This window comes from Wujia sp., assembly GCF_056872695.1.
Genome location: NZ_DBMFCD010000003.1, coordinates 208,656 through 232,471, shown reverse-complemented (window position 1 = coordinate 232,471; position 23,816 = coordinate 208,656). Strand labels below are relative to the sequence as shown.

Here is a 23,816-nt window from a genome sequence, read left to right as displayed (position 1 = left end):
ATATTGATGTGCCTGTTGCCATTTGTTCTTGGATTAGTTCCATTTATATTATTTGTAATTAGTCCTGCTGAATTTAGAGTATTTAATGGATTGAATTTTGGCATGGCATGTATGGGTATGGTTTCGCCATTTCCGGATGTGTTTAATGTTCTTGCCGTTTTAAGAAATTCTGAAAAAAGCGATTCAATAATGTTCTACAAGAACGATATGTATAAGATTCCTTAAATTTCTGGTTGATTGTACAGTTGATCAGATAGGAAATATAAATCTGCAGCTTAAAATATTTTGAGGAAATAGCATGAAAAAATATTTAAGAGAAACAAAAATGCTGGATTATTCAAGTAAAAACATACAGCAATTGATACGGGAAAAAAACTGGAACGACATAGAAGAATTTGAACGACTAAAATCAATTTACACGTTTGTAAGAGATGAAATTTTGTTCGGATATAATATTGATGATACGGTTTGTGCATCAAAGGTTTTGATGGATGGTTATGGGCAGTGCAATACAAAGGGAACATTGTTCATGGCGCTGCTAAGAGCTTGTAATATTCCTTGCAGAGTACATGGATTTACCATTGATAAGGAATTGCAAAAGGGAGCAATGACAGGAATAGTATATAAAAATGCACCTCGAAATGTGCTGCATAGCTGGGTTGAAGTGTATTTTGAAGATACATGGTACGAGCTAGAGGCATTTATTCTTGATATGCAATATTTGAGAAAATTGCAAATAAAAAATAGCGATTGCACGGGTGCGTTTTGCGGTTATGGTGTGGCAGTGAAAGACTTTAAGCATCCGGTTATTGATTTTGACAGAAATAATACATATATTCAGAGCGAAGGAATCAATCAGGATTTTGGAGTTTATGATTCGCCAGATGATCTGCTAAAGGAACATCATCAGGAAATGTCTGCGGTAAAGGCTTTTTTATACAGAAATTTAGGAAGGCACTTGATGAATCGGAATGTTAATAAGATTAGAAATTCTTGAAATTCAGTATGTAATTTGTTTTTGAAAATGAAAAAATTAGAATATAGTTGGCTTAGGAGATGAACTATAAATGCTATTAAGTATTGAACATATTTCTCAACCGTATTCAGGAGAGTACGAAGAAAAAATATTTGATATTGAAAATAATTGGAATTCATCCGATTGGACTTGGATCCGATTTGAAGAAGATACTACCATTTGGTGTGGTGAATTCAGAGGTAAATATATTGGTGCTACATTCTCAGAACCGAAAGGGATAATAGTTGTAGTTACGACAGACTATATTTATATGATTGACAGTATGAGTAAAGAAATTATAGATAGTAAAAGAAACTTTGAATGTACAGATATTACGTGTACTCCTTTGGGTGATGTGTTGCTATCTAGCGGTTATGGTCTGGAAATACTTAAGGGAAGAACGATCTCAAGTTCAGAAGCAGTCGTGTTGCCAGTTAATGCTGATTCGTTACGTTTTGTTAAGTATAGAGGGAATATCTTAGAAATGAGTTGTTATGAATTTTGCAATTGGTCGAATAGTATAACACTATTTTTGGACTGTGAAACATTGAGTGTAATGGAGAGTTGAATTTTGAAAAAGGTATTGACTCCGACGTTGCGTAATAGTTTATGCTGAAGTCACCAGGTTAAAGGAGTAGGAAATGAACGAGATTATATACAGAAAGACCACAAAAGATGATATGGAAATCCTCATGAAGCTGAGACTTGAAATGCTTAGAGAGGTAAATGATCTGTCCGGTGAGTATGAATATGATGAGAAATTTATCTTTGAGAGCAGGAAGTATTTTGAGTCAGGTGAGCAGACTACAGTTATTGCGTTTAATGGGGAAACTCCCGTAGGTTGTGCAAGCTTATCCTATATATGGATTATGCCGACATTCTCGCACCCAACAGGCAATCGGGCGCATTTGATGAATGTCTATACCCGTGCAGATCACAGAAGAAGAGGCATCTCTAAGAAGATGGTTGAGATTCTGATTGAAGAGGCAAAGGAAAATGGTGTGACAGAGATAAGTCTGGATGCAACAAAGATGGGAAGACCTTTGTATGAAGCATTAGGGTTTCAGGCATCGGATTCATGTATGACGATGGAATTGTAAGGATTGTGCCCCATTATTATGAATAAATAACTTCCAGTCTGGTGAGAAAACAAAAATCATGCATGTCCTTTGTCATATAGTTTTTGTATATTTTTAGGAAGCTTGTCAGGTAACATGGCATTTATAGCATCTTCGTTACCATTTTCCAATGCTGTTTCGTAATACCAGCACTTGAATTTTAAGAGGGAGAGAGTTTTTTGAAGTTCCAGGATTTCGGTTTCAACAGCTGATTTTCTGGCTTCAAATAATTCTTTCCTTTTTGCATAGCTGGAGCTGCCTTCCGATACCCAGATAAAAAATTGTTTTATATCTTTGATCTCAAGACCGGATTTCTTCAGTCATTCAATAACTCGAAGAGCCTCCAATTCATTATCGCTGAAATAACGGATATTTCCCTTGCGTTCCAGATTAGGGAAAAAACCTTCCTTGTCATAATATCTTAAAGTAGAAACAGGGAGATTAAACATTGCAGAGACCTGACCGATTGTATACATAATAAACCTTCTTTCAAAATTATGCTTAACCTAAAGCCAACTTTAGGTTGTATGATATTTATATCATATACGATTGTTAGTGTATTTACAAGAAATTTTGCATATGGAGGATGATAAATATGTTGAAAACAGAAGAAATAATAGACAATAGTTCTGAATCTCAAATTTCAGCCGGAGAATTAGAGGAAACAGAACAAAGAGATATAAAGTAAATCAGGGACAGGCTGGAGAACAATCGTCTATCAGCCTGTCCCTGATTCAATTATTTATTTGCGCTATCTGCATCAATTACAGATTGGATCTGCTTCATCAGAGTATCATAGTTGTCCTGATTATCAATTCCTCCGAGCATCGGATCTCCGACAATATTACCGTTTCTGTCAACGAGTATGGTTGTAGGAAATGCCATAATATTGGAAGCGTATTTTCCTGCATCGGAAGATGCGTCGATGGAGAGATTGCGGTATTTGGCACCCTGGCTTTCAAGAACAGCAGCGGCTTCTTTGATCGCAGTTTCGTTTCCGTCGAAGGTTTCTGTATTGATGCCGACTACTTCACCGCCCATGGACTTGATGGCATCGTTTAATTCATTAAGCTTGGATAACTCTGCAACGCAAGGCTTACAGCCGGTAAACCAGAAATTGATGACCGTGACTGCATTTCCGGAAAACAGGCTTTCATCAACCGTATTACCGTCATAATCCTGACCGGAGAAATTGCGAAACGGAGATGTGGATCCGGAATTGTCGTTTGCATCAGCACTCTCAGAGGTTGTGTCTTTCTTCTGGATTTCGGCGATCTGATCCTCAATCTTTCTTATAGTCTCAATATCGGCTGTAAGTGTTTTCAATTCGTCTTCTGTAAAAGCATCCTTGTTTGATTCAACGGTGCCGGCCAGAAAATCCGCATAATTTCCGCTTTGATCGGCAGTGCTTTTGCTCATCATGCCGAACGCTTTGTTCCATACATCCTCATGATCGGCGAAGATCTGATTTTCCTGCTGGTATAAATCATCCAGTGTTGCGTTGGAATCTCCAGTGGCCTCTGTACTTGCTTCAGTCTGGGAATCCTGCGGTTTTTCCGTGGTTGCAGCGTCTTTTCCGGTGCATGCCGTAAGGAATAATGCTGCACAGAGTGTTACAATAGGAATAAAAGTTTTTTTCGTTTTCATAATTATTGCTCCTTTGAATTATATTAAAAATTTAATGGTTATCGGTTGATTGCGGCTTCCTGCTGTCCTCCTTTTTCTGGCAGGCACCGTTTAGAAACTGGTAATGGATTGCATCTTTCGGACAAGCCTTTATGCAGGCTCCGCATCGGATGCATTCCGGATGGTTTGGCGTCTTGCACACGTCAACATCCATTTTACATGCCTTCACACATTGATTACAACCCACACATTTACTTTCATCCACGCGGATGCTTAGAAGGCTTACCTTGTTAAACAGGGAGTAGATTGCTCCAAGCGGACAGATCCATTTACAGAAGGGCCTGTAAAACAAAATACTCAGCACGATAACTGTAATTAAGATCAGGCATTTAAAGGAAAACAGTTTTCCCAATGCAGATTGTATAGCCGGGTTCCCGATTGACAGCGGGATAGCCCCTTCTAAGACACCTTGCGGACAAATATATTTACAGAAGAATGGGTCGCCCATTCCGATGGAGTTCGTCATAAGCATCGGTAGAAGTATAACGAAAACAACGAGGATGATATATTTGAGGTATCTTAGCGGTTTCAGTCTGGCTGTGGAGAATTTCTTCCCGGGGATTTTATGAAGTAAATCCTGAAACCAACCAAACGGACACAGGAATCCGCATATGAATCTTCCGAGTATTACACCGAGCAGAATAAAAAAACCGGTTATGTAATAGGTGAATTTAAATTTGGACGAGCCGACCACTGCCTGAAAGGCACCGATCGGGCAGGCTCCCGTCGCGGCGGGACAGGAATAGCAGTTTAATCCCGGCACACAGACTGTTTTTGCTTTGCCCTGGTATATTTTGCCCTTAAACAGATTAGGAATATGGATATTGGTAAGCAGCGTGGCGGCTGCCTGTATCCATCCGCGCATCCGGGCAGTTTTTTGTGATAGTGATTTCTTTTTCTTATCCAATTCCGACACACTCCAGACATAATTTTATAGCTTTGCCAAGCACGGTAGCAGCTTCACCTCTGACTGCACCATAGCTGATCATGGCGATACCTGTGATGAGCAAAGCAATTTGGGATATTTTTTTGCGCTTCAAGATATGATTGCTCCTTTCGTTTGTTGTATTTGTTGACCGGCTGACTTTGGTAGTATACAATAGCAGTTGTAAAATTATTGTTAAGAAACAGGAGAAAGATTTTGAGATTATTAATTGTGGAAGATGAGAAACAACTATGCGACACGGTTGCGAAAAGTCTGTATGATACCGGATATGAGGTGGATACCTGTTATGATGGGGAAACGGCGCTTGAATGCATCCTGGCGGAGAATTATGATCTGATCGTGCTGGATCTGAACCTGCCCGGCATGGATGGGATGGAGATTCTGCGCGAGCTCAGACAGAGCAACGAGGAGACGAAGGTGCTTATATTATCCGCCAGAGGACAGATTGCGGATAAGGTTGAAGGGCTGGATGCGGGGGCAAATGATTATATGGAAAAACCGTTTCATCTGCAGGAGCTTGAGGCACGTATCAGAAGCCTGACAAGAAGGAAATTTGTGCAGAAGGATGTATGTCTGGAATGCGGCGGGATAAAGTTCGATACGATCCGGCGCGAAGCATACGCCAAAGGGCAGATCGTTCCTCTGACTAGAAAAGAAAATGGCATTTTGGAATATCTGCTGCTCAACCTGGGCAGACCGGTAAGCCAGGAGGAGCTGATGGAGCATGTCTGGGATGCATCTGTGGACAGCTTCAGCGGAGCCATCCGGGTACATATGTCTTCGCTTCGGAGAAAGCTCAAGGCGGTGCTTGGATATGATCCGATCCTGAACAAGGTCGGCGAGGGATATAAGATACGAGAGGAGTCCGATCGATGAAAAAAATGTCACTGCAGTGGAGACTGACCTGTATAATTACCGTATATATCGCGGTTATATGTGGATGTCTGACTATGTTTGTCTATAAAAATGGTGTGTATTATATTGACTCCCTGAAGGAGACTGTCGATGCCAGGGGAGATGAGACGGCGGATGATGCAGATGAAATCTATATCAGTATTCCGGAAGATAATTGGGATGAGTTTGCGAATGATTTTTCCGTCCAGGTATATAATAACAAGACCGACTACAAAAAAAACAGTCTGATAATCTCGGCGGTGCTGGCGCTGCTTGGCGGAGTGGCGACTTATTTTATAAGCGGACATGCGCTCCGGCCGATTCGTGAGTTCTCGGATAAGATCGAAGAGGTGCAGGCGCAGAATCTGGCTGATTCAAGACTCGAAGAAAATAAGGTGAAAGAACTGAACCAGCTGAGTGTCTCCTATAACAAGATGCTCGGACGTCTCTCGGCTGCATTTGAGGTACAGAGACAATTTACCGCAAATGCAGCACACGAGCTGAGAACGCCGTTAGCTTTAATGCAGGTGCAGCTCGATTCCTATAATTCCGGGCAGCATCCGGGCAGCGATGCCGACACCGTACAGACAATCAAGATGGTTACGGAACAAAACGACAGACTCAGCAAGATGGTGAAGACGCTTCTCGACATGAGTGAGCTTCAGACAGTTGGACGGGATGAGACAATTATGGTCGACGCTCTTGTGGATGAGGTATTAGCAGACTTAGAACCGCTTGCCAGGGAGAAGCATGTAGAACTGACCGGGAACTGCGAGGATATAACGATAGTTGGAAGCGATATTCTTATCTATAGGCTGGTATATAATCTTGTTGAGAACGCAATCAAATATAATCATCCGGGCGGACAGGTCACCGTAAGGGCATCCCGGAAGGAAAAGCACGTTTGCCTGTCGGTAGCCGATTCGGGGAACGGAATCCCGGAGGAACTTCGGGAGCGTGTCTTTGAGCCATTCTTTCGTGTGGATAAATCCAGAAGCCGCGCACTTGGCGGCGTCGGACTCGGACTTGCACTCGTTCATGAAATCGTGAGAGTACATGACGGAAGCATTACTGTCCGATCAAACCCGTCAGGAGGAACGGTTTTTGAGGTGATGTTTACGCAGTGATTTTCGGTTATGGGAAGCGTTTCTTTCGGATTTCCCTGTTGACACACCTCGCTATATTTGATAAAATTTATCAGGTAATTGAACAGTCCATGAGGGAGTAGTTAGCGCGAAAGTGTGGTTTGTCAACATTCTGATTATAAGTTGAGAGTATAATCTGGCAAATCTTAAATAATGAGACTCATGTATATTGATCAACCGTCTGTGCAATAATCTACACAGGCAGCTGATTGATATACATGAGTCTTTTTTTAAGCTATCCATACTTATGATAGCAGGATTTCGGCTGACGGAAGCTTTGAACGAGAAAAGGAGGAAACCATGGAAAAAATCATTAACAATGCCCCATTTGCCCTTGTGCTTGTATTCCTTGTGATAGGCTTTGTACTGCTTATCAAGGGCGCGGACTTCTTTGTGGAGGGAAGTTCCAGCGTGGCGAAGCGGCTGCATGTGCCGTCGATCATTATCGGACTTACCATCGTTGCGATGGGGACATCCCTTCCGGAAACCGCAGTCAGTGTGTCTGCTTCCCTTGCAGGCAACAATGAGCTTGCAGTCAGCAATGTTGTCGGTTCCAATATCTTTAATCTGATGGTCGTCATTGGCGTGTGCGCGATATTGGCAACAGTGAATGTTGCAAGGGAAACAATCCGAAGAGATATCCCGTTATCACTTATTTGTGCCGGACTTCTGATGCTTCTCGGAATTGTCGGACTTGGCGACAAGACCGGTATGACGCTTGGACATCTGGATGGTGTGATATTTATAGTGCTTTTTGCATGTTACATTATCTACATGGTTCGGACTGCGATGAAAGCAAGTAAGGAAGGTAAGAAGGTCGAGATCGAAGGTGGATCGGACGAGGAGATCAAGCTTGTTTCTGTTCCCGTGAGTATACTGTTTATCATTGGCGGCGCAATCGCAATTGCTGTCGGCGGAGATGTGACGGTTGATGCCGCATCCAGAATCGCAAGCGATCTCGGTATGAGCCAGACACTGATCGGGCTTACGATCGTTTCAATCGGAACATCACTTCCGGAGCTTGTTACATCCATCGTAGCAGCCAGAAAGAATGAAGTGGATATGGCACTTGGAAATGCAATCGGTTCCAATATATTTAATATATTGATGGTGCTTGGTATAGCATCGGCGATCAGTCCAATCAGCATTATCACAGAAAATATCATTGACCTGTGTGTACTGATTGTATTTACCATATGTGCATGGATCTTTGCAGGAACGAAGAAGAAAATCGGAAGAGCAGAAGGACTTTGCATGGTTGCGCTTTACGCGGCATATGCGGTTTACATCATAGTAAGATAAAGGGGCGCTCGGACAAATGATATTATTCTTCAAAGTATTTTTCACGGAGTTTATAGCTGAGATGGGCGATAAAACCCAGCTTATGCTGATCGCGCTTACTTCGAAATACAAATTAAGAGACATTATACTCGGTACCGGTGTTGCGATTCTTGTGCTGAACGGACTTGCGGTTCTGGCAGGCGGACTTGTAAGCGAGTTTGTGCCGGAATGGGTGATCAAGATGATTGCAGCACTCGCATTCCTTTATTTCGCCGCATCGACGATTGCCGGTGACGACGAAGAAGAGGAAGAAGGCGGTAAGACGAAGATCAAGTTTGCGCCGCTTGCGGTATTTTGTACATTTTTTGTAGCAGAGCTTGGTGATAAGACACAGCTTACCGCGATCACATTTGGTGCAAATGAAGGTATGCGTGCAGCATTGGTTGTATGGATTGGCTGCTCGCTCGGACTGTTCGCTGCGGATATGCTTGGTATGCTGATCGGATATCTGCTGAAGAGCAAGACGCCGGAAGGATTGCTTAGCATGCTTGCATTTGCAATCTTCTCCATCTTCGGTGTGTACACATTATATCAGGGGCTGAAGCTTGTTCGCGCAAGCGTTTCTCCGATTCCGGTGATTCCGGTGCTTGTAGTTGTGACGATTGTCTTTGCAGGCTTGTGTGCATTCCTCTTTATAAGAAGAGAGAAAAAGAAAAAAGCTGCATAAGATAATAAGCAAGATAATAAGTAAGATGGAGTTATCAGAATGACGTTACCGGATAAACCGGATAGTAAGAATCAAAGATATGTGAAGCAATAATCCGTTTTAAAAAATGCGAGGAATAAAACATGGAATATAACTATACCCACGGTGGAGATGTCTACCGAAATCCAATCGAATATGATTTTTCTATCAATGTCAATCCGCTTGGTATGCCGCTTGCAAGTATTCAGGCGGCGCATGAGGGCGTTGTATTGACTGGCAGATATCCCGATTACAAGGCGGAACAGTTGTGTCATGCGATTGCGAAAGCGAAGCAGATACCGGCAGACCGGATTATTCCGGGAAATGGCGCAGCGGAGCTTCTGTATGCACTTGGACAGACAATCCCCGGGAAGGCACTCACGATTGCACCGACCTTTACCGGGTATGCGGAAGCTGTCGCTGCGGGCGGCGGGGAGATGAGTTATGCAGGATGCGAAGATGCGGATGGACGCGCTGCTGATATGGAAGGACAGGATAAGCTGCAGTTTGATTCTGAAACTGTAATTCAGCGTCTGCTTGCAAAAATGGACGATTCCATCCGCCTTGTATTTCTGTGTAATCCGAACAATCCGACCGGAACATTGTTTACGCGGGAACAGATTCTGCGTGTGCTTGCGAAGGCGGAAGCGCTGCAGGCGTATGTCTGCGTGGATGAATGCTTCCTGCCGTTTTTAGAGGAGGAAATGGCATATAGCATGTTGCCGTATCTGGCAGAGCATCCGCGGCTGTTAGTACTCCGGGCATTTACAAAGATTTATTGTATGGCGGGACTCCGGCTTGGGTATCTGGTCTGCGGGGATGCAGAGTTACAGTCGAGGATTCGTGCGAAGCTTCAGCCGTGGAACACATCGATTCCGGCACAGATGGCAGGTATTGCGGCATTATCGGATACAGAATATCTGGCGAAGACGCGGGAGAATCTGCAGGTGGAACGTGCATATCTCGTACCGCGTCTGCGCGAGCTGGTGACAGAAGTGTATGATGGATATGGGAATTTTCTGTTATTCCGCGATGAACCGGACTTGAAAGAGCGGATGCTTGACGTGGGTGTTCTGATTCGTGTGTGTAATGATTTTGAGGGACTTGATGATACATACTTCCGCATTGGAATCCGTTCCCACAGTGAGAACCAGGAATTCATTCGCAGGCTGGTTCGTGTGAAAGGAGATACAAAATGGCAAAATCAATCATGATTCAGGGCACCATGTCCAATGCCGGCAAATCCCTTATCGCGGCAGGACTTTGCCGCATATTCAAACAGGATGGTTACAAGGTTGCACCATTCAAATCCCAGAACATGGCATTAAATTCCTATGTAACAAAGGAAGGGTTAGAGATGGGACGTGCACAGGTCGTACAGGCGATGGCGGCAGGCGTAGAACCGTCTGTGCGGATGAACCCGATCCTGCTCAAACCGACGACCGATATGGGTTCACAGGTGATTGTGCAGGGACAGGTCGTAGGAAATATGCGGGCGATGGATTATTTCGCAAAGAAAAAGGAATATATTCCGGTGATCAGGGAAAGCTATGAGCAGCTTGCCGCAGAGCATGATATTATTGTAATCGAAGGTGCGGGAAGCCCGGCGGAGATCAATCTGAAACAGGATGACATCGTGAATATGGGAATGGCGAAGATTGCAGATGCGCCGGTGCTTTTAGTTGGCGACATCGACCGCGGGGGTGTATTTGCACAGTTGATCGGTACGGTGATGCTTTTAGAGCCGGAAGAACAGGCGCGGATCAAGGGCCTGATCGTGAACAAATTCCGGGGAGATAAGAAGATTTTAGATCCTGGGATTGCGATGTTGGAAGAACGTGCCGGTAAGCCGGTGCTCGGTGTAGTGCCATATGCAGATGTCGACATCGAGGATGAAGATTCTCTTGCGGCAAGCCTTACGGAGACGCACATACAGGCGGAAATCGATGTGGCTGTGATCCGGTTCCCATGCATCTCGAATTTTACAGATATGCAGGCACTTAGCATGGAGCAGGATGTGTCGGTGCGTTATGTGACAAAACCGTCAGAGCTTGGAGGGCCGGATGTGATCTTGCTTCCGGGCACGAAGAACACGATTCAGGATCTGCTATGGCTGCGGGAGAGCGGACTTGAAGCGAAGATTACGCGTCTGGCGAAGAAGGGCACCATCGTGTTCGGTATCTGTGGTGGGTATCAGATGCTTGGCGAAGCACTGATGGACCCGCTTCAGACGGAGAGTGCACTTGGAAGTGTGCGGGGCATGGGATTGCTTCCGGTTACAACGATATTCGAAGAAGAAAAAAAGTTGGAGAACCGCATATACCGGATAGGAATGTTGGAAGGAGATTTTGCATCACTTAGCGGAAAAAAAGTTGTTGGCTATGAGATACACATGGGGCGGACGGAAGCCATCGGCAGCGATGCTTCATCACAACAATTTGATATGAAAACGATTGTCGATAATTCTGTATGCACAAGGAAAGCTACAAATAAGATTTCCCCTTTTGTTCAGGATTCAACAGGACATCTACTTGGCTACACGGCAGGAACTGTAGCAGGCAGTTATATTCATGGCATCTTCGATGAGGTGGATGTTAGGGAAGCATTTATCAATCTGCTGTATGCGCGGAAAGGAAAAATACGGGGAGAAAGTGAGAATTTGACGTTGCAGGAGTACCGGGAACAGCAGTTTGACAAGCTGGCACAGATTCTGCGGGAAAGCCTGTATATGGAGAAAATTTACGAAATTCTGGAACAGGGTAAATGAAGATAAAACGATTCCTGTGAAATGGCATCCGGCTTGAAACATGGGAATCCATAATGAGTAAATTAAAGGAGACAGGTATGATTGAGGTCTATCATGGAGATGGGAAAGGAAAGACAACGGCAGCCGTGGGACTTGCTGTGCGGGCTGCGGGAAATAAGATACCAGTGCTTTTTGTCCAATTTTTGAAGGATGATACATCCGGGGAGATTGCAATGCTGCACAAACTTGGCATTGAGACGTTACATGCAACGGAAATGTATGGATTTGTGAGCCGGATGGGTGTGGAAGAACTTGCAAAGACGCGCACATATTTTGCTGCTATGCTGGCACAGGTTGTGGCATGGGTTGAACGACAAGAAAAACAGCGCATCCACACACCGGAAGAAAATGTTATCAAGGCGGTTGTGGTACTGGATGAGGTTTTGCATGCTGTGAAATATCGTCTGCTTGATGAAAAGAAATTGATGGAAGTGCTAGAGGGCAGTCATTCGCAGGTCGAATTTATTCTGACAGGGCGCAATCCGTCGAACAGGCTTCTTGCACTTGCGGATTATGTTACGGAAATGAAAAAAGAGAAGCATCCGTATGAACAGGGAATTTCTGCCAGAAAAGGGATAGAATTCTAATGCTTGTTGTGATAAAATAAATCCAATCATGGACAAAAACAGGAGCGCGCATGGAAGCACATCAATTACCTTCGGGAACGTATCTGGAACAGAACAAATATTATATTGACCGGGTGCTTGGAGATGGCGGATTTGGAATCACATATCTGGGCTTTGATGTGAAACTGCAACGAAAGGTTGCAATTAAAGAATTTTATATGCGCGGATACTGTTACCGGAATTCCGGAGATCCGAATGTTTACGCGTGCGAAGGTGAAAAGGGTGCGGCATTCGAGCGGATGAAACAACAATATATCGAAGAAGGCCGGGTGTTGGCTGTCTTGGGAGAACAGCCGGGTGTGGTTAACATCTATACATTTATTGAGGAAAATAATACGGCATATCTTGTCATGGATTTTGTGGAGGGGCAGTCGCTTGATGCATATATAAAAAGTCAGGGTGGAAGGTTGTCTGTGACCGAAACGTTGGCGATTATGCGTCCGGTGATTCTTGCATTGGCAGGTGTTCATAAACATGGTGTGGTGCATCGGGATATCAGTCCGGATAATATCATGATTACGCATGACCGGAAAGTCAAACTGATTGATTTTGGAGCAGCCAGACAGTATGGCGAATATAATTCAGGCAAGGTACAAAAAGGTGGATTTACACCGGTTGAACAGGTAACACCGCAAGGGCAGGTTGGTCCATATTCCGACGTGTATGCACTTTGTGCAACGATGTATCGCTGTATGACAGGAGTGAACGTGCCAAGGGCAAAAGAACGGGTGAAGCAGGATGTGCTTGTGCCACCATCAGAGATAGGTATCACGATCCCTCCTCAAGTAGAAGCTGTTTTGATGAGAGGATTAGCGATTGAACCGGTACACCGGTTTGCAAATGCAGAACGTCTGTATCAGGCTTTATATGAGGAACTGACGCAGGAATCACGGAAGGTTTCCGCATCTGTGACATACAGCGGGATATCCCGTATGTTATCCGATATGCAGGCAGAACAGAAGAAACAGGTATACAGGAAAAAGCGGATTGGTGTGATCTGTGGTATCGTATTGTTGTTAGCTGTTGTTGTGTCTGTATATTTACAGAAGAGGCAGGACGGCACCGAACCGACGGTTGAGCCAGAAGAAACGATGCAGCAGATCTTACAGACAGAGATAGATGCGAGTCCGGTGAAGAAAGTCGATTGTATGGCGTATGCGCAGGCGTTTTATGAGTTGTGTGCAGAGCAGCATGAAGCAAAGGGGAACACACTTATACAGAGAGATGAATTTATGTATGCTGCGAAGGAGACAGCAGTAAAAAGTGCGGCTTTGGCATATACCGGCACAGACGAATTAAACGCCGCATTAACGGAGATTGGCAATCAGATGATTGCCACTTATAAGATACCAGATACCGGATGGGTGACATATACTTTTTCATTGGAAGAGGATGTAACTACGGTAAAGCAGGCATTGGATACTTATATTGCACAGATGAACGAGGAAAATCAGGGAACCGTGGATTTGGATAATTGTACATATCTTGGTGTTAGTGTTGCACGTGCACAGGATGGTACATTTTTCTGGGCAGTGTTTTATCAATAATAAAGAACAGAAGACCATAAGAACAGAAAATCATGGGGGATTTTAGATATGGATAAATATGGGGATTCTACAGGAACAACAAGGGAAAAATTAAACCATGCGATTGCATCAATGTGCGACGAATGGCTGTTGATTGAAGAAATTGATCTGGAAAACGATTCGTTTGAAATTTTGCACGATAATCTATACAGACATGGGATTCCGGTACCTCGGAATTGCAGTTACAGTGAGCAGAATCTTGAGATACAGGAATTGATAGAACCCGGGTATCAGGAGTATCGTTATACGTTCTGTGACAGACGGAATCTAAGCAGGATTTTGAAACAGAGTGATACGGCTGAGTGTGAATATAAAGTCTGCGCAGGAAAAAATGTATGGCGCAGAGATGTATTCAAGGTGGCAGAGTGGAAGGCGAATGAACCTAAAATTGTGAACTGGTTCCACATGAATATAGATAGTAAGAAGTCTGCAGAGTTAAGACAGCGGCAGGCAATTCGGGAAGCGTATCTGCAAAGTGAACAGGCATATGCAATTAAAAATATGTACCTTAGACGATTGAACGAGGAGTTACAGATGCCGATCAATATGATTGTCGGAAATGCATCTGTCGCACGAACCTTTGTCACAAAGCCAGAGCGTGTTACAGAGTGTATTGAAGAGATATCATTATCTGCGAAAGCAATCTTCCGCATGGTGCGTCAGATGACCAATACCGATGCTATTCAGGAAGGAACCCTGAATTTACAGATGCATCAGACCTCATTGGAAAGCTTATGGCGAAATACATTGGATATTGTGAAGCCGTCCATGAAATTGCGGCGTCATACACTGCATTTGGATATGGCACAGTTATATCATCCGATTGTAATTGGAGATGTACAGAAAATGCAGCAGATCCTGCTTAATTTACTGCAGAATGCGATTGATTATACTCCGTATGGTGGAGAAATATTTTGTGGAATCAAGGAGAAACCGCTGGGCAAAACGTCTGGATATTTTGAGTTTTATGTGCAGGATAATGGTGTAGGCATGTCTGATGAATTCAGGAAGATTATGTTTGAACCGTTTGCGAGAGAACATTCGGACCGGATTGAGTGGGTGGAGGGATCCGGACTTGGTCTGATGATTGTACAGAACCTGGTACGTCTGCTGGATGGAGAGATAGAGGTTGAAACCAAGAGTGGTTTTGGAACTAAGGTAACTGTCGGGATGCAGCTGAAATATGGCATAGAAAATAAGGATGATCAAAAAAGAGATCAGTATTTTGACTGGTCTGACTGGAAACAGGTGTCTTCCGATAAAACAATGTTTTCCGGACAAAGAGTTTTAATCGTGGATGACAATGATATTACAGCGTTGATAGAAGAACAGATATTGACAGAACGAGGCCTTGTTGTAGAACGTGCAATCAATGGTGAAGATGCACTTTGCATGTTTGAACAATCCCCGGTGGATTATTTTGATCTGATTTTAATGGATATGGGACTGCCGTATATGGATGGGTATGCTACGACGATGGGAATACGCCGGCTTCGCGAGGATGGAAAGAAGATTCCTGTAATCGCACTTACCTCACGATTGTATGCGGATGATGAGCTTGGTGAAGAGGAATATGGAATGAAAGCAAGGCTTCAAAAACCAGTCAGCACAAAAAAACTGGTTGAGGCCGTGCGGAAATATATAGAAAAATAAGGAGTCGCAAAAGAAAATGCCAGTTACAGAGTACCTAGAGAGAAATGCCAGATTGTACCCGGATGAGGTTGCACTGGTGGAGCTGAATCCGGATGAACCGGATACGAGAAGAACTTCGTGGAAGGAGTTTGAGCTGATACAGCCATCGAGATTTGAGCCGTATCGAAGAGAGATTACATGGAGTGTCTTCGATGAGAAGGCAAACCGGTTTGCAAACATGCTGATCGGAAGAGGTATCAAGAAGGGCGATAAGGTCGCAATCCTGATGTACAATTGTCTGGAATGGCTGCCGATCTATTTTGGTGTACTGAAGACAGGAGCCATCGCCGTGCCGTTTAATTTCCGGTATGATGCAGAAGAGATTTTATATTGTGCAGAGCTTGCAGAGGTTGATATGATCGTGTTTGGTCCGGCGTTCATCGGTCGAATCGAGACATATGCAGAGCGGCTTTCCAAGGGAAGATTGTTGATCTATGTCGGGGATAACTGCCCGGAGTTTGCGGAGAGCTATCATCAGCTTGTGGCAGACTGTTCGAGCCATGCTCCAAATGTGGAGATCACAGATGATGATTTCGGAGCAATTTATTTTTCATCCGGAACGACCGGATTCCCGAAGGCAATTTTACATAAACACCAGAGCTTAACACAGGCAGCCGAGATGGAGCAGAAGCATCACGGCACGAGCAGGGATGATACGTTTTTGTGTATCCCGCCGCTTTACCATACTGGTGCGAAGTTCCACTGGATGGGAAGTCTGGTGGCAGGCAGCAAGGCTGTGCTCTTAAAGGGCACAAAGCCGGAGACAATCCTCTCCGCCGTGTCGAGTGAGCATTGTACGATTGTCTGGCTGCTCGTTCCGTGGGCACAGGATATTCTGGACGCGTTAGACCGCGGTGACCTGAAGTTAGAGGATTATGAGCTTTCGCAGTGGCGGCTTATGCATATCGGTGCACAGCCGGTACCGCCATCCCTGATCAAGCGCTGGAAAGAATATTTCCCACATCACCAGTATGATACGAATTATGGTCTTTCCGAGTCGACAGGTCCTGGCTGTGTGCATCTGGGTGTGGAGAATATCCATAAGGTCGGAGCAATCGGCGTGCCGGGCTATCGTTGGGAATGTAAGATTGTGGACGAGAACGGCGTGACCGTCCAACAGGGCGAAGTCGGAGAACTCTGTGTCAAGGGACCGGGCGTGATGACTTGTTATTATAGAAATGAGGAAGCTACCGCAGAGACAATCAGGGACGGCTGGTTATTCACCGGAGATATGGCAAGACAGGATGAGGATGGATTCTATTTCCTTGTTGACCGGAAGAAGGATGTCATCGTCAGTGGAGGCGAGAACATCTACCCGGTACAGATCGAAGATTTCCTGCGTAAGCATGATAAGATCAAGGATGTGGCAGTCATCGGACTTCCGGACCGCCGGCTGGGCGAGAAGACAGCCGCCATCATCGAGATTAAGGACGGTATGACCTGTACCGAGGAAGAGATCGAGAACTTCTGCTTAGAACTTCCACGATACAAACGCCCGAAGACGATCATCTTCCACGAGATCCCGCGAAATGCAACCGGCAAGATCGAGAAGCCGAAGCTGCGCGAGATGTACGGCGCAGACAAGCTGGTCGAGAAGGAAAATGAGGCATAAGGCAGCTTGAATGTCGAATTTGCTCCACAAAATATTATATGGAGTGAGTTAAATACTAGTAGTTAAAATATACCAGACAGATTTTTCATGCGATAATGGAATCAAGAAGCGATATGTTCAAGCTCTGTCATGGCAAATCCGAATTCATAAACAGACCATTGGAACACGCCGGCACTTAACGAATCACACAGTGACGCAGGAACTGTGATGAGTTTAGTGTCCGCTGCGTGTGGAAGTGAGCGGGAGCGGGTCTGTGTTGAATCGGATTTGCTATGGCAGAGCAGGGGATAGACTGTCACATTATCGTATGAAGAATCGTCCGTTTAAGAGATAAGGAGTAAATTATAAATGAAAGAATTGATGTTGGGAAACAAGGCGCTTGCGCGCGGCCTGTACGAAGCCGGATGCAAAGTGATTTCCAGTTATCCGGGTACACCGAGTACAGAGATTACCGAGGAAGCAGCCCTGTATGATGAAATCTATTGTGAGTGGGCACCGAATGAGAAGGTGGCTATGGAAGTGGCACATGGCGCGAGTCTGGGTGGAGTCAGAAGCGCAACGGCGATGAAGCATGTTGGATTGAATGTGGCAGCAGATCCGCTGTTCACGATCTCTTATCAGGGATTAAATGCCGGTCTGGTTGTCTGCGTGGCAGATGATCCGGGTATGCATTCTTCCCAGAATGAGCAGGATTCGAGACATTATGCAGAAGCAGCGAAGGTGCCGATGTTAGAACCGTCAGATTCGGAGGAGGCACGCGTATTTGCGAAGCGTGCGTATGAGTTGTCGGAGCAGTTTAACACACCGGTATTTATCAAGATGTGTACACGTGTGGCACATTCCCAGAGTGTTGTAAATACGGAGGAGCGGGTCGTTCCGGAGCAGGTCCCTTATAAGAAGGATCCGACAAAGGTTATGATGACGAAGAATTCCCGCGACGCACATGTGCGCGTGGAGCAGCGGACGAAGGATCTGATCGCATTTGCGGAGGATTGTGACTTAAACCGCGTGGAGATGGGCGATACATCGATCGGATTTATCACAAGCTCCACATCCTATCAGTACGCGAAGGAAGTATATGGGGATAATGCAAGCTACCTGAAGCTCGGTATGATCTGGCCGCTTCCGGAGAAGCTGATCTTAGACTTCGCAGAGCATGTGGATAGGGTTGTTGTCTTAGAGGAGTTAGATCCATTTATCGAGAATCACTGCAGAAAGCTTGGCTTAGAGGTTGTCGGCAAAGAGACATTCCCAATCTGTGGCGAGTTCTCACAGAATCTGGTACGTACGGCACTTGGCGGAGACGCACCAGATGAACTGGCGATTGCCGATGAGATTCCGGGACGTCCGCCTGTGATGTGTGCGGGTTGTCCACACCGTGGAATCTTCTACATCCTTTCGAAATTAAAGTGTATGGTCTATGGTGATATCGGATGTTATACATTGGGCGCCGTGGCACCGTTGAATGCGATGGATTTAAATGTCTGCATGGGTGCGTCTTGCTCCGGTCTGCATGGCTTTAATAAAGCGATGGGCGAACAGGGCGAGAAGATGAGTGTCGGTGTAATCGGTGATTCGACCTTCATCCATTCCGGTATTACTGGTATTACAGATATCGCTTACAATATGAGCAATTCGACCGTGATCATCCTGGATAATTCGATTACAGGTATGACCGGACATCAGCAGAATCCGACAACCGGTAAGAACCTGCGTGGCGAACCGGCCGGTAAGGTGAATCTCGAAGCACTCTGTGCAGCACTTGGATTTAACCGTGTCACGGTTGTTGATCCATATGATCTCGCAGAGGTGGAGCGTGTCGTGAAGGAAGAGCTTGCTGCAGAGGAGCCAAGTATCATCATCAGCCGCCGCCCGTGTGTTATGATCAAGGGTACGGTACATAAGCCGCCAATCAAGGTGGATACCGATAAATGTGTTGGCTGTAAGATGTGTATGAAGATCGGATGTCCTGCGATTTCCGTGCGGGATAAGAAGGCAGTGATTGATACGACGTTGTGTATCGGTTGTGAAGTATGTACACAGATGTGTAAATTCGGCGCATTGTGTCCGGCAGCAAAGGAGGGCAGGTAAGATGGAAACAAAGAATATTATGATCGTCGGTGTCGGCGGACAGGGTACGTTGCTTGCCAGCAAGATCTTAGGACATGTGCTGCTCTCACAGAATTTTGATGTGAAGGTTTCCGAGGTGCATGGTATGAGCCAGCGTGGCGGAAGCGTTGTCACATATGTAAGATATGGTGAGAAGGTGTATTCACCGGTCATTGATAAGGGCGAGGCAGATGCGATTGTCGCATTTGAGAAGCTCGAAGCGGCTAGATGGATATCCTACCTGAAGAAGGGTGGACAGATCATCGTGAATACACAGGAGGTAGAGCCGATGCCTGTCATCACAGGCGCTGCGGAATATCCGCAGGAGCTTGTCTCCAAGATGGAGGCAGCCGGTGCGAATGTCGATGCGAAGGATTTCCTCGCGATCGCAGAGGAGGCGGGTTCTGCCAAGGCGGTAAATATCGCGCTCATGGGAAGACTTTCGAAGTATTTCCCGGAGATTCCGGAGCATGCATGGGAGGAAGCAATCGACGCAATCGTTGCGGAGAAGTTCCGTGCTTTAAACCATAAAGCATTTGAGCTTGGAAGAAATGCATAGATAATAAGCGTAAAAAGGGCATAATTGGTGTGCCCTTTTTACATATGTGATGTATTTGCGTGGCTGTTACAGATAAGTGTAAACTTTGCCTGAAAGCGCCTTTCCTTTGTTCGTGTAATATAAGGACATCAGCAAGAGCTGAAAAACAAACGAACAAAGGAGAGGTAAAAATGAAAAGATTGGAAATTGCGCAGTATATTGCACTTGGAGCAACTTGTATGACAGTATTGGGGTTCGTAATCAACCTCGCCACACAGAGCAGATGGAGCATAACGATGTGTGGATATGGTGTGATGATCGGATTGATCTCATACTTTTTCGGCGGAATCAAAACCGCAGTGAAGATGGCGGGAAAGATTGCAAAATGGGGCTGGATCATTCTGCCGTTTCCGTATGATATCGTGACCGGTCTGGTTGCATTTTTTATTTCGATTTTCGTATTTATGGCGTTGCCAATTATTCCGATTCGTAAGGCGTACAAGGAACAGTCGATGGAGTAAACGGATGCCTGTGACAGGCATCTCACAGGATGATGTATGGAAGAAAATGATTATGAGACAAGATTTATAAGAGAAGAGATCGGAAGATGTGAGGATCTGGATGAGCTGAAAGCGCGTATTTTTCCACTGCTGCAGTCACAGCAGGAGCTGTGGATGCAGAAGATGCTGGAAATCCTTGCGGAGAGCGGACTTACGAAGTCTGCATTTGCGAAGCGGTGCCGCGTGAGCCGGGTGTCAGTCGACAAATGGTGTAAGGGAGCGATCCCGAAGAACCGCGAGACATTTCTTCGAATCGGCATGGCGGCGGAGTATGATCTGGAGAAGATGAACCAGCTTCTGCGTCGATACGGGCAGTACCCGGAGCTTTATTCGAAGAGCTTGGAAGACTGCGTGTGTATCTATGTGTTAAACCACAGGGTTGAAATGGATGGTTTCGGAAACAGTGCATCTGAAAAGCGCGGGGAAGCGTATGAACTGACCGCCTATGATTACATATTGTCGCAGATTAAGGAGAACATGACGGCGGATACAGATATGGAAATCCCGGATATCAATACGGCACAGTTTGCCGAGCAGTTATCACAGGTGGAGAATGCAGATGCCTTAACGCAGTTTATCTATGACAATATTGCAACATTCTCCTCAGCATATCAGAAGTTTTATGCCTATGTGAAAATGTATGTGACGATCAATTACCAGCGGTATTCGTCGAGCGTGGCGAATCTGGCAGAGGGACAGGGCTGGTCGTCGTCGCTGCGGCAGTGCGTGTCTGCGATACGGCAGAACAAATGGTATCCGACGCGGAACAAGATTATCTCGCTGGGACTGCATCTGAGCATGGATCATGAGCAGATCGACGAGATGCTTACGCTGGCACATATGGAACCTTTGTGTGCGAAGAACCTGTTTGAGAGTGTGATCCTGTTTATTCTGGATGATGCGGAACTGAACAATATGCTTGATACGGAATCGGAGGAATTCGATCCGGATGAGTTATGCCGCTATGCGCGCAAGGTGCTGCTGGAGCTTGACCTGCCGGAGATTGACGCATTTCTCGCGGAGCTTCCGGATCTCGATACGGATATATGGTAGGATGGAAAATAATTTAATCGTAATTGAAAATGGACAATTGAATATCTATTTGCTGGACAATCAGGTCGCCTGGGAGGTTGGACGGATGTCGAAGGAGCATACGCCGGATATCCCGATGCATGCAACGACGATCAGCCGCAGACATGGACGGTTCCAGAATATGGACGGTATCTGGTTTTACATGGACGAAAATCCGAAGAACGGTACGATCCGCAATCAGAAGAAGCTCTCTTCCGGGCTGCATGGGCGCGTCAAGCCGGTGATGGTTTCGCCGGGGGATGTGTTCGTCTTCGGTGGCGGCGAGGATGCGGTCGTAAGTCCGGCAACAGTATGGGCGTTCTTTCGGACGCGGTACTATGATGCGCCGTGGCGGGCGATGGATTCGCGAGGCTGCAGCAAATTCCTGATCGTGGATGGAGATACCCGGATGAAATTAGCGACCCCGGAGCCGGGAAGTGTGGTAGAATGTGAACACGGGATGGTGATCTATATGGGTGCGCTTACCTATGTGATCGGACCGCTCAAGGTGATGGGAAGTAAAGGGAGTACAGATGGAACCAATTATTACAGAACAAATTGAGAAATTTCAATCCGGAGATTTCAGCGGATATGAGAGCTTTTATTATGCAACATCGCAGACGGTTTATACGATGCTGCATACGATTATTCCGGATGAGAACACTGCGGCAGAACTGATGCCGAAGGTATATGAGAAAATCTATGCAAATGTACAGACGCTTCCGCAGACGGAGACATTTTATGCGTGGAGTGCAAAACTTGCAAATGAGGAAGCTTTGGAGTATTTAAAGGGAAACGCAGTACAGGCAGGAAGCTCTGATATGCAGCCAGAGATGGATTCTGTAAATGCACAGACTATGGAATCGGCAGATAGCAGTTTGGATATGCCGTTCTATGATTATGCAGCGGAGGATGAAGCCCTCGCGATTACGGAGGATTTATCTGAGGATCGCGTATTTACAGAGCATGTGCAGGCTGTGATCGAGGCGTTATCACCGATGGAAAAGGTCGTATTCCAGTCGTATTATTATTTTGGCGAGAGCGTGCCAATGATCGTAGAAAAAACGGGATGTACGACACGGGCGGTAAAGCATACACTTGGACAGACACGGACAGCCATGCTTTCAGCAATCACAGCGCATGGACCGGCACCGGCATATGAGGTAAAGCATGAGAATTCGCATAAATTCAGCTTGAAGGATACACCTTGGCTGTATATTTTGTTCCAGAATTATATTGGAAAGGTGACGGGTATCGCGCATGTCGGAATCACAGGAAGTGCGGCTGGTGCAATCGCGATGGTCGGGCAGACTGGTGGCGTGGCAGGAACATCTGCGGTAATCGGACAGGCAGGTGGTATTGCGGGAAGTGCGGCAGGACAGGCAGGAAGTGCGGCGCGGGCAGCAGTAACCGGACAGGCAGGCGGAGCGGCTGGGACAGCAGCCAAGGCATCTGCACATGGAATTGCAAAATTTCTTGGTACGGTTGGCGGAAAAGTGGCAGTTGGAGTCGCCGGAGTGGCAGCGGTTGTCGGAATCGGTCTGGGAATCCATCACGCATCGTCCGAACCGGAAAGACACATTGTAGCGATAGAAGAAGAGGATGGCAATGGTGCGCTTATGTGGGAGGATGGTCCGGCACCTGAAGTTGAGACAGAACAAACGGAAGAGGAGACAATGCCGGAGAACGAAGATGAGCAGCAGGTAAAGTCACAATTAGAAGTAATGCTGGAACAGGCGAGAACGGGGATGGAAGATTATGCTGCAACCGGGAAAAGTGAGTATTCAGATTATTACACAATTACAACGTACAGTAAGGAAAATAGTTTTTATGCACTGGAAGATATTGACGAGGATGGAGAAGATGAACTATTGTTTGGTTGTTGGAATCCAGAGAAGAGAATGGTAGAAATCCGTGATATCTGTAATTGGGAGTACCACCCTGAAGCCAGATATGGAAATTGTTATTATAGTGAAGGAAATGTTATGTCGGTACATGCCTCCGATGATCAAAATTATGATTTGGTATATTATGATTCGTCGTTGGAGGATGATTATTCTTGTACATGTTTATTAGAACTGCGTGGAAGAGATGGCGTAATTAGATATTATGAATTAGGTTATGGTGCTCAACCAGATTATTTCAGTGGACCGATAGAGGTTACATATGATACATTCCTTCAGCAATTAGACGATGATTATCAAAGTCTACAGTATACGGAAATTGATGAATCAACATGGGCAGGGAAGGAAGAAGCACATCCATATAAGAAATTATCGTGGAAACCAATGTTTGAGGACGAAACAATTCTGAACGAAGATCCGTCAATCCCAGATGCGGATGGGAAATTCTAAGTAAAAAAACATTTAAGTGAACAATCAGAGGG

General features: G+C 45.5%; 22 protein-coding genes and 2 pseudogenes. 20 read left to right on the top strand and 4 right to left on the bottom strand.

Going from position 1 to position 23,816, the window contains the following annotated elements:
- From ACZQK9_RS05125 to ACZQK9_RS05110, 4 genes and pseudogenes are all read left to right on the top strand, one after another.
- Positions 1-225 (top strand): annotated as a pseudogene (locus tag ACZQK9_RS05125) (DUF3267 domain-containing protein); the annotation flags it as partial.
- A gap of 73 nt (positions 226-298) precedes the next feature.
- Positions 299-997: a transglutaminase-like domain-containing protein gene (locus ACZQK9_RS05120; protein ID WP_483269855.1), complete on the top strand. Its 699-nt coding sequence runs from the start codon at positions 299-301 to the stop codon at positions 995-997.
- A 70-nt stretch (positions 998-1,067) separates the two neighbouring features.
- Positions 1,068-1,583: a hypothetical protein gene (locus tag ACZQK9_RS05115; RefSeq protein ID WP_483269854.1), complete on the top strand. Its 516-nt coding sequence runs from the start codon at positions 1,068-1,070 to the stop codon at positions 1,581-1,583.
- Between the two features lie 73 nt (positions 1,584-1,656).
- A complete protein-coding gene (locus ACZQK9_RS05110; RefSeq protein ID WP_483269853.1) occupies positions 1,657-2,115 on the top strand; it encodes a GNAT family N-acetyltransferase in 459 nt (152 codons plus the stop codon).
- Between the two features lie 56 nt (positions 2,116-2,171).
- Here the strand turns inward: ACZQK9_RS05110 and ACZQK9_RS05105 are convergent.
- The 4 genes and pseudogenes from ACZQK9_RS05105 to ACZQK9_RS05090 all read right to left on the bottom strand — a co-directional run bounded on the left by ACZQK9_RS05105 (position 2,172) and on the right by ACZQK9_RS05090 (position 4,862).
- Positions 2,172-2,609: pseudogene (locus tag ACZQK9_RS05105) on the bottom strand (MerR family transcriptional regulator).
- A gap of 262 nt (positions 2,610-2,871) precedes the next feature.
- Positions 2,872-3,780, bottom strand: a complete 909-nt coding sequence (locus tag ACZQK9_RS05100) for a TlpA disulfide reductase family protein (protein WP_483269852.1) — start codon at positions 3,778-3,780, stop codon at positions 2,872-2,874.
- Between the two features lie 31 nt (positions 3,781-3,811).
- The gene (locus ACZQK9_RS05095; protein WP_483269851.1) at positions 3,812-4,726 is read right to left on the bottom strand and encodes a 4Fe-4S binding protein; all 915 of its coding nucleotides are present in this window, start codon (positions 4,724-4,726) and stop codon (positions 3,812-3,814) included.
- A complete protein-coding gene (locus ACZQK9_RS05090) occupies positions 4,719-4,862 on the bottom strand; it encodes a CD1871A family CXXC motif-containing protein (RefSeq protein WP_483269859.1) in 144 nt (47 codons plus the stop codon). Before ACZQK9_RS05090 ends, ACZQK9_RS05095 begins: the two co-directional genes overlap by 8 nt.
- Positions 4,863-4,960: 98 nt before the next feature.
- Between ACZQK9_RS05090 and ACZQK9_RS05085 the strand changes: the two genes are divergently transcribed.
- The 16 genes from ACZQK9_RS05085 to ACZQK9_RS05010 all read left to right on the top strand — a co-directional run bounded on the left by ACZQK9_RS05085 (position 4,961) and on the right by ACZQK9_RS05010 (position 23,784).
- The gene (locus ACZQK9_RS05085; RefSeq protein WP_483269850.1) at positions 4,961-5,641 is read left to right on the top strand and encodes a response regulator transcription factor; all 681 of its coding nucleotides are present in this window, start codon (positions 4,961-4,963) and stop codon (positions 5,639-5,641) included.
- Positions 5,638-6,786 (top strand): sensor histidine kinase, encoded by a 1,149-nt coding sequence (locus tag ACZQK9_RS05080; RefSeq protein WP_483269849.1) that lies wholly within the window; start codon positions 5,638-5,640, stop codon positions 6,784-6,786. The genes ACZQK9_RS05085 and ACZQK9_RS05080 overlap by 4 nt, the downstream gene beginning before the upstream one ends.
- Before the next feature lie 318 nt (positions 6,787-7,104).
- The gene (locus ACZQK9_RS05075) at positions 7,105-8,106 is read left to right on the top strand and encodes a calcium/sodium antiporter (RefSeq protein ID WP_483269848.1); all 1,002 of its coding nucleotides are present in this window, start codon (positions 7,105-7,107) and stop codon (positions 8,104-8,106) included.
- A 16-nt stretch (positions 8,107-8,122) separates the two neighbouring features.
- A complete protein-coding gene (locus ACZQK9_RS05070; RefSeq protein WP_483269847.1) occupies positions 8,123-8,812 on the top strand; it encodes a TMEM165/GDT1 family protein in 690 nt (229 codons plus the stop codon).
- Between the two features lie 122 nt (positions 8,813-8,934).
- Positions 8,935-10,044 carry a pyridoxal phosphate-dependent aminotransferase gene (locus ACZQK9_RS05065; protein ID WP_483269846.1) on the top strand — a complete coding sequence of 370 codons (1,110 nt, stop codon included), beginning with the start codon at positions 8,935-8,937 and terminating at the stop codon, positions 10,042-10,044.
- The gene (locus tag ACZQK9_RS05060) at positions 10,026-11,597 is read left to right on the top strand and encodes a cobyric acid synthase (RefSeq protein WP_483269845.1); all 1,572 of its coding nucleotides are present in this window, start codon (positions 10,026-10,028) and stop codon (positions 11,595-11,597) included. The genes ACZQK9_RS05065 and ACZQK9_RS05060 overlap by 19 nt, the downstream gene beginning before the upstream one ends.
- A 53-nt stretch (positions 11,598-11,650) precedes the next feature.
- Complete coding sequence (locus tag ACZQK9_RS05055; RefSeq protein WP_483269844.1) at positions 11,651-12,223, top strand: cob(I)yrinic acid a,c-diamide adenosyltransferase; 573 nt, start codon at positions 11,651-11,653, stop codon at positions 12,221-12,223.
- Positions 12,224-12,273: 50 nt separating this feature from the next.
- Positions 12,274-13,809 (top strand): serine/threonine protein kinase, encoded by a 1,536-nt coding sequence (locus ACZQK9_RS05050; protein WP_483269843.1) that lies wholly within the window; start codon positions 12,274-12,276, stop codon positions 13,807-13,809.
- A gap of 48 nt (positions 13,810-13,857) precedes the next feature.
- The gene (locus ACZQK9_RS05045; RefSeq protein WP_483269842.1) at positions 13,858-15,501 is read left to right on the top strand and encodes a hybrid sensor histidine kinase/response regulator; all 1,644 of its coding nucleotides are present in this window, start codon (positions 13,858-13,860) and stop codon (positions 15,499-15,501) included.
- A 16-nt stretch (positions 15,502-15,517) separates the two neighbouring features.
- Positions 15,518-17,152, top strand: coding sequence for a class I adenylate-forming enzyme family protein (locus ACZQK9_RS05040; RefSeq protein ID WP_483269841.1), 1,635 nt, complete (start codon positions 15,518-15,520; stop codon positions 17,150-17,152).
- A 348-nt stretch (positions 17,153-17,500) separates the two neighbouring features.
- Positions 17,501-19,243, top strand: a complete 1,743-nt coding sequence (gene iorA / locus ACZQK9_RS05035) for an indolepyruvate ferredoxin oxidoreductase subunit alpha (protein WP_483269840.1) — start codon at positions 17,501-17,503, stop codon at positions 19,241-19,243.
- Position 19,244: 1 nt separating this feature from the next.
- Complete coding sequence (locus ACZQK9_RS05030) at positions 19,245-19,820, top strand: indolepyruvate oxidoreductase subunit beta (protein ID WP_117780013.1); 576 nt, start codon at positions 19,245-19,247, stop codon at positions 19,818-19,820.
- Between the two features lie 170 nt (positions 19,821-19,990).
- Positions 19,991-20,320 (top strand): hypothetical protein, encoded by a 330-nt coding sequence (locus tag ACZQK9_RS05025; RefSeq protein ID WP_021985904.1) that lies wholly within the window; start codon positions 19,991-19,993, stop codon positions 20,318-20,320.
- Between the two features lie 36 nt (positions 20,321-20,356).
- The gene (locus tag ACZQK9_RS05020) at positions 20,357-21,412 is read left to right on the top strand and encodes a hypothetical protein (RefSeq protein ID WP_483269839.1); all 1,056 of its coding nucleotides are present in this window, start codon (positions 20,357-20,359) and stop codon (positions 21,410-21,412) included.
- Between the two features lies 1 nt (position 21,413).
- A complete protein-coding gene (locus ACZQK9_RS05015) occupies positions 21,414-21,992 on the top strand; it encodes an FHA domain-containing protein (protein ID WP_483269838.1) in 579 nt (192 codons plus the stop codon).
- The gene (locus ACZQK9_RS05010; RefSeq protein WP_483269837.1) at positions 21,964-23,784 is read left to right on the top strand and encodes an RNA polymerase sigma factor; all 1,821 of its coding nucleotides are present in this window, start codon (positions 21,964-21,966) and stop codon (positions 23,782-23,784) included. Before ACZQK9_RS05015 ends, ACZQK9_RS05010 begins: the two co-directional genes overlap by 29 nt.
- Positions 23,785-23,816 lie beyond the last annotated feature (32 nt).

What these genes read in the sequence shown, in the direction of transcription:
- ACZQK9_RS05115 (WP_483269854.1), top strand. Translation starts at nt 1,068, where the DNA reads ATGCTATTAAGTATTGAACATATTTCTCAACCGTATTCAGGAGAGTAC.
- ACZQK9_RS05055 (WP_483269844.1), top strand. Translation starts at nt 11,651, where the DNA reads ATGAGTAAATTAAAGGAGACAGGTATGATTGAGGTCTATCATGGAGAT.
- ACZQK9_RS05015 (WP_483269838.1), top strand. Translation starts at nt 21,414, where the DNA reads ATGGAAAATAATTTAATCGTAATTGAAAATGGACAATTGAATATCTAT.
- ACZQK9_RS05030 (WP_117780013.1), top strand. Translation starts at nt 19,245, where the DNA reads ATGGAAACAAAGAATATTATGATCGTCGGTGTCGGCGGACAGGGTACG.
- ACZQK9_RS05025 (WP_021985904.1), top strand. Translation starts at nt 19,991, where the DNA reads ATGAAAAGATTGGAAATTGCGCAGTATATTGCACTTGGAGCAACTTGT.
- ACZQK9_RS05060 (WP_483269845.1), top strand. Translation starts at nt 10,026, where the DNA reads ATGGCAAAATCAATCATGATTCAGGGCACCATGTCCAATGCCGGCAAA.
- ACZQK9_RS05065 (WP_483269846.1), top strand. Translation starts at nt 8,935, where the DNA reads ATGGAATATAACTATACCCACGGTGGAGATGTCTACCGAAATCCAATC.
- ACZQK9_RS05080 (WP_483269849.1), top strand. Translation starts at nt 5,638, where the DNA reads ATGAAAAAAATGTCACTGCAGTGGAGACTGACCTGTATAATTACCGTA.
- ACZQK9_RS05040 (WP_483269841.1), top strand. Translation starts at nt 15,518, where the DNA reads ATGCCAGTTACAGAGTACCTAGAGAGAAATGCCAGATTGTACCCGGAT.
- ACZQK9_RS05010 (WP_483269837.1), top strand. Translation starts at nt 21,964, where the DNA reads ATGGAACCAATTATTACAGAACAAATTGAGAAATTTCAATCCGGAGAT.
- ACZQK9_RS05020 (WP_483269839.1), top strand. Translation starts at nt 20,357, where the DNA reads ATGGAAGAAAATGATTATGAGACAAGATTTATAAGAGAAGAGATCGGA.
- ACZQK9_RS05120 (WP_483269855.1), top strand. Translation starts at nt 299, where the DNA reads ATGAAAAAATATTTAAGAGAAACAAAAATGCTGGATTATTCAAGTAAA.
- iorA (WP_483269840.1), top strand. Translation starts at nt 17,501, where the DNA reads ATGAAAGAATTGATGTTGGGAAACAAGGCGCTTGCGCGCGGCCTGTAC.
- ACZQK9_RS05100 (WP_483269852.1), bottom strand. Translation starts at nt 3,780, where the DNA reads ATGAAAACGAAAAAAACTTTTATTCCTATTGTAACACTCTGTGCAGCA.
- ACZQK9_RS05050 (WP_483269843.1), top strand. Translation starts at nt 12,274, where the DNA reads ATGGAAGCACATCAATTACCTTCGGGAACGTATCTGGAACAGAACAAA.
- ACZQK9_RS05110 (WP_483269853.1), top strand. Translation starts at nt 1,657, where the DNA reads ATGAACGAGATTATATACAGAAAGACCACAAAAGATGATATGGAAATC.
- ACZQK9_RS05075 (WP_483269848.1), top strand. Translation starts at nt 7,105, where the DNA reads ATGGAAAAAATCATTAACAATGCCCCATTTGCCCTTGTGCTTGTATTC.
- ACZQK9_RS05045 (WP_483269842.1), top strand. Translation starts at nt 13,858, where the DNA reads ATGGATAAATATGGGGATTCTACAGGAACAACAAGGGAAAAATTAAAC.
- ACZQK9_RS05070 (WP_483269847.1), top strand. Translation starts at nt 8,123, where the DNA reads ATGATATTATTCTTCAAAGTATTTTTCACGGAGTTTATAGCTGAGATG.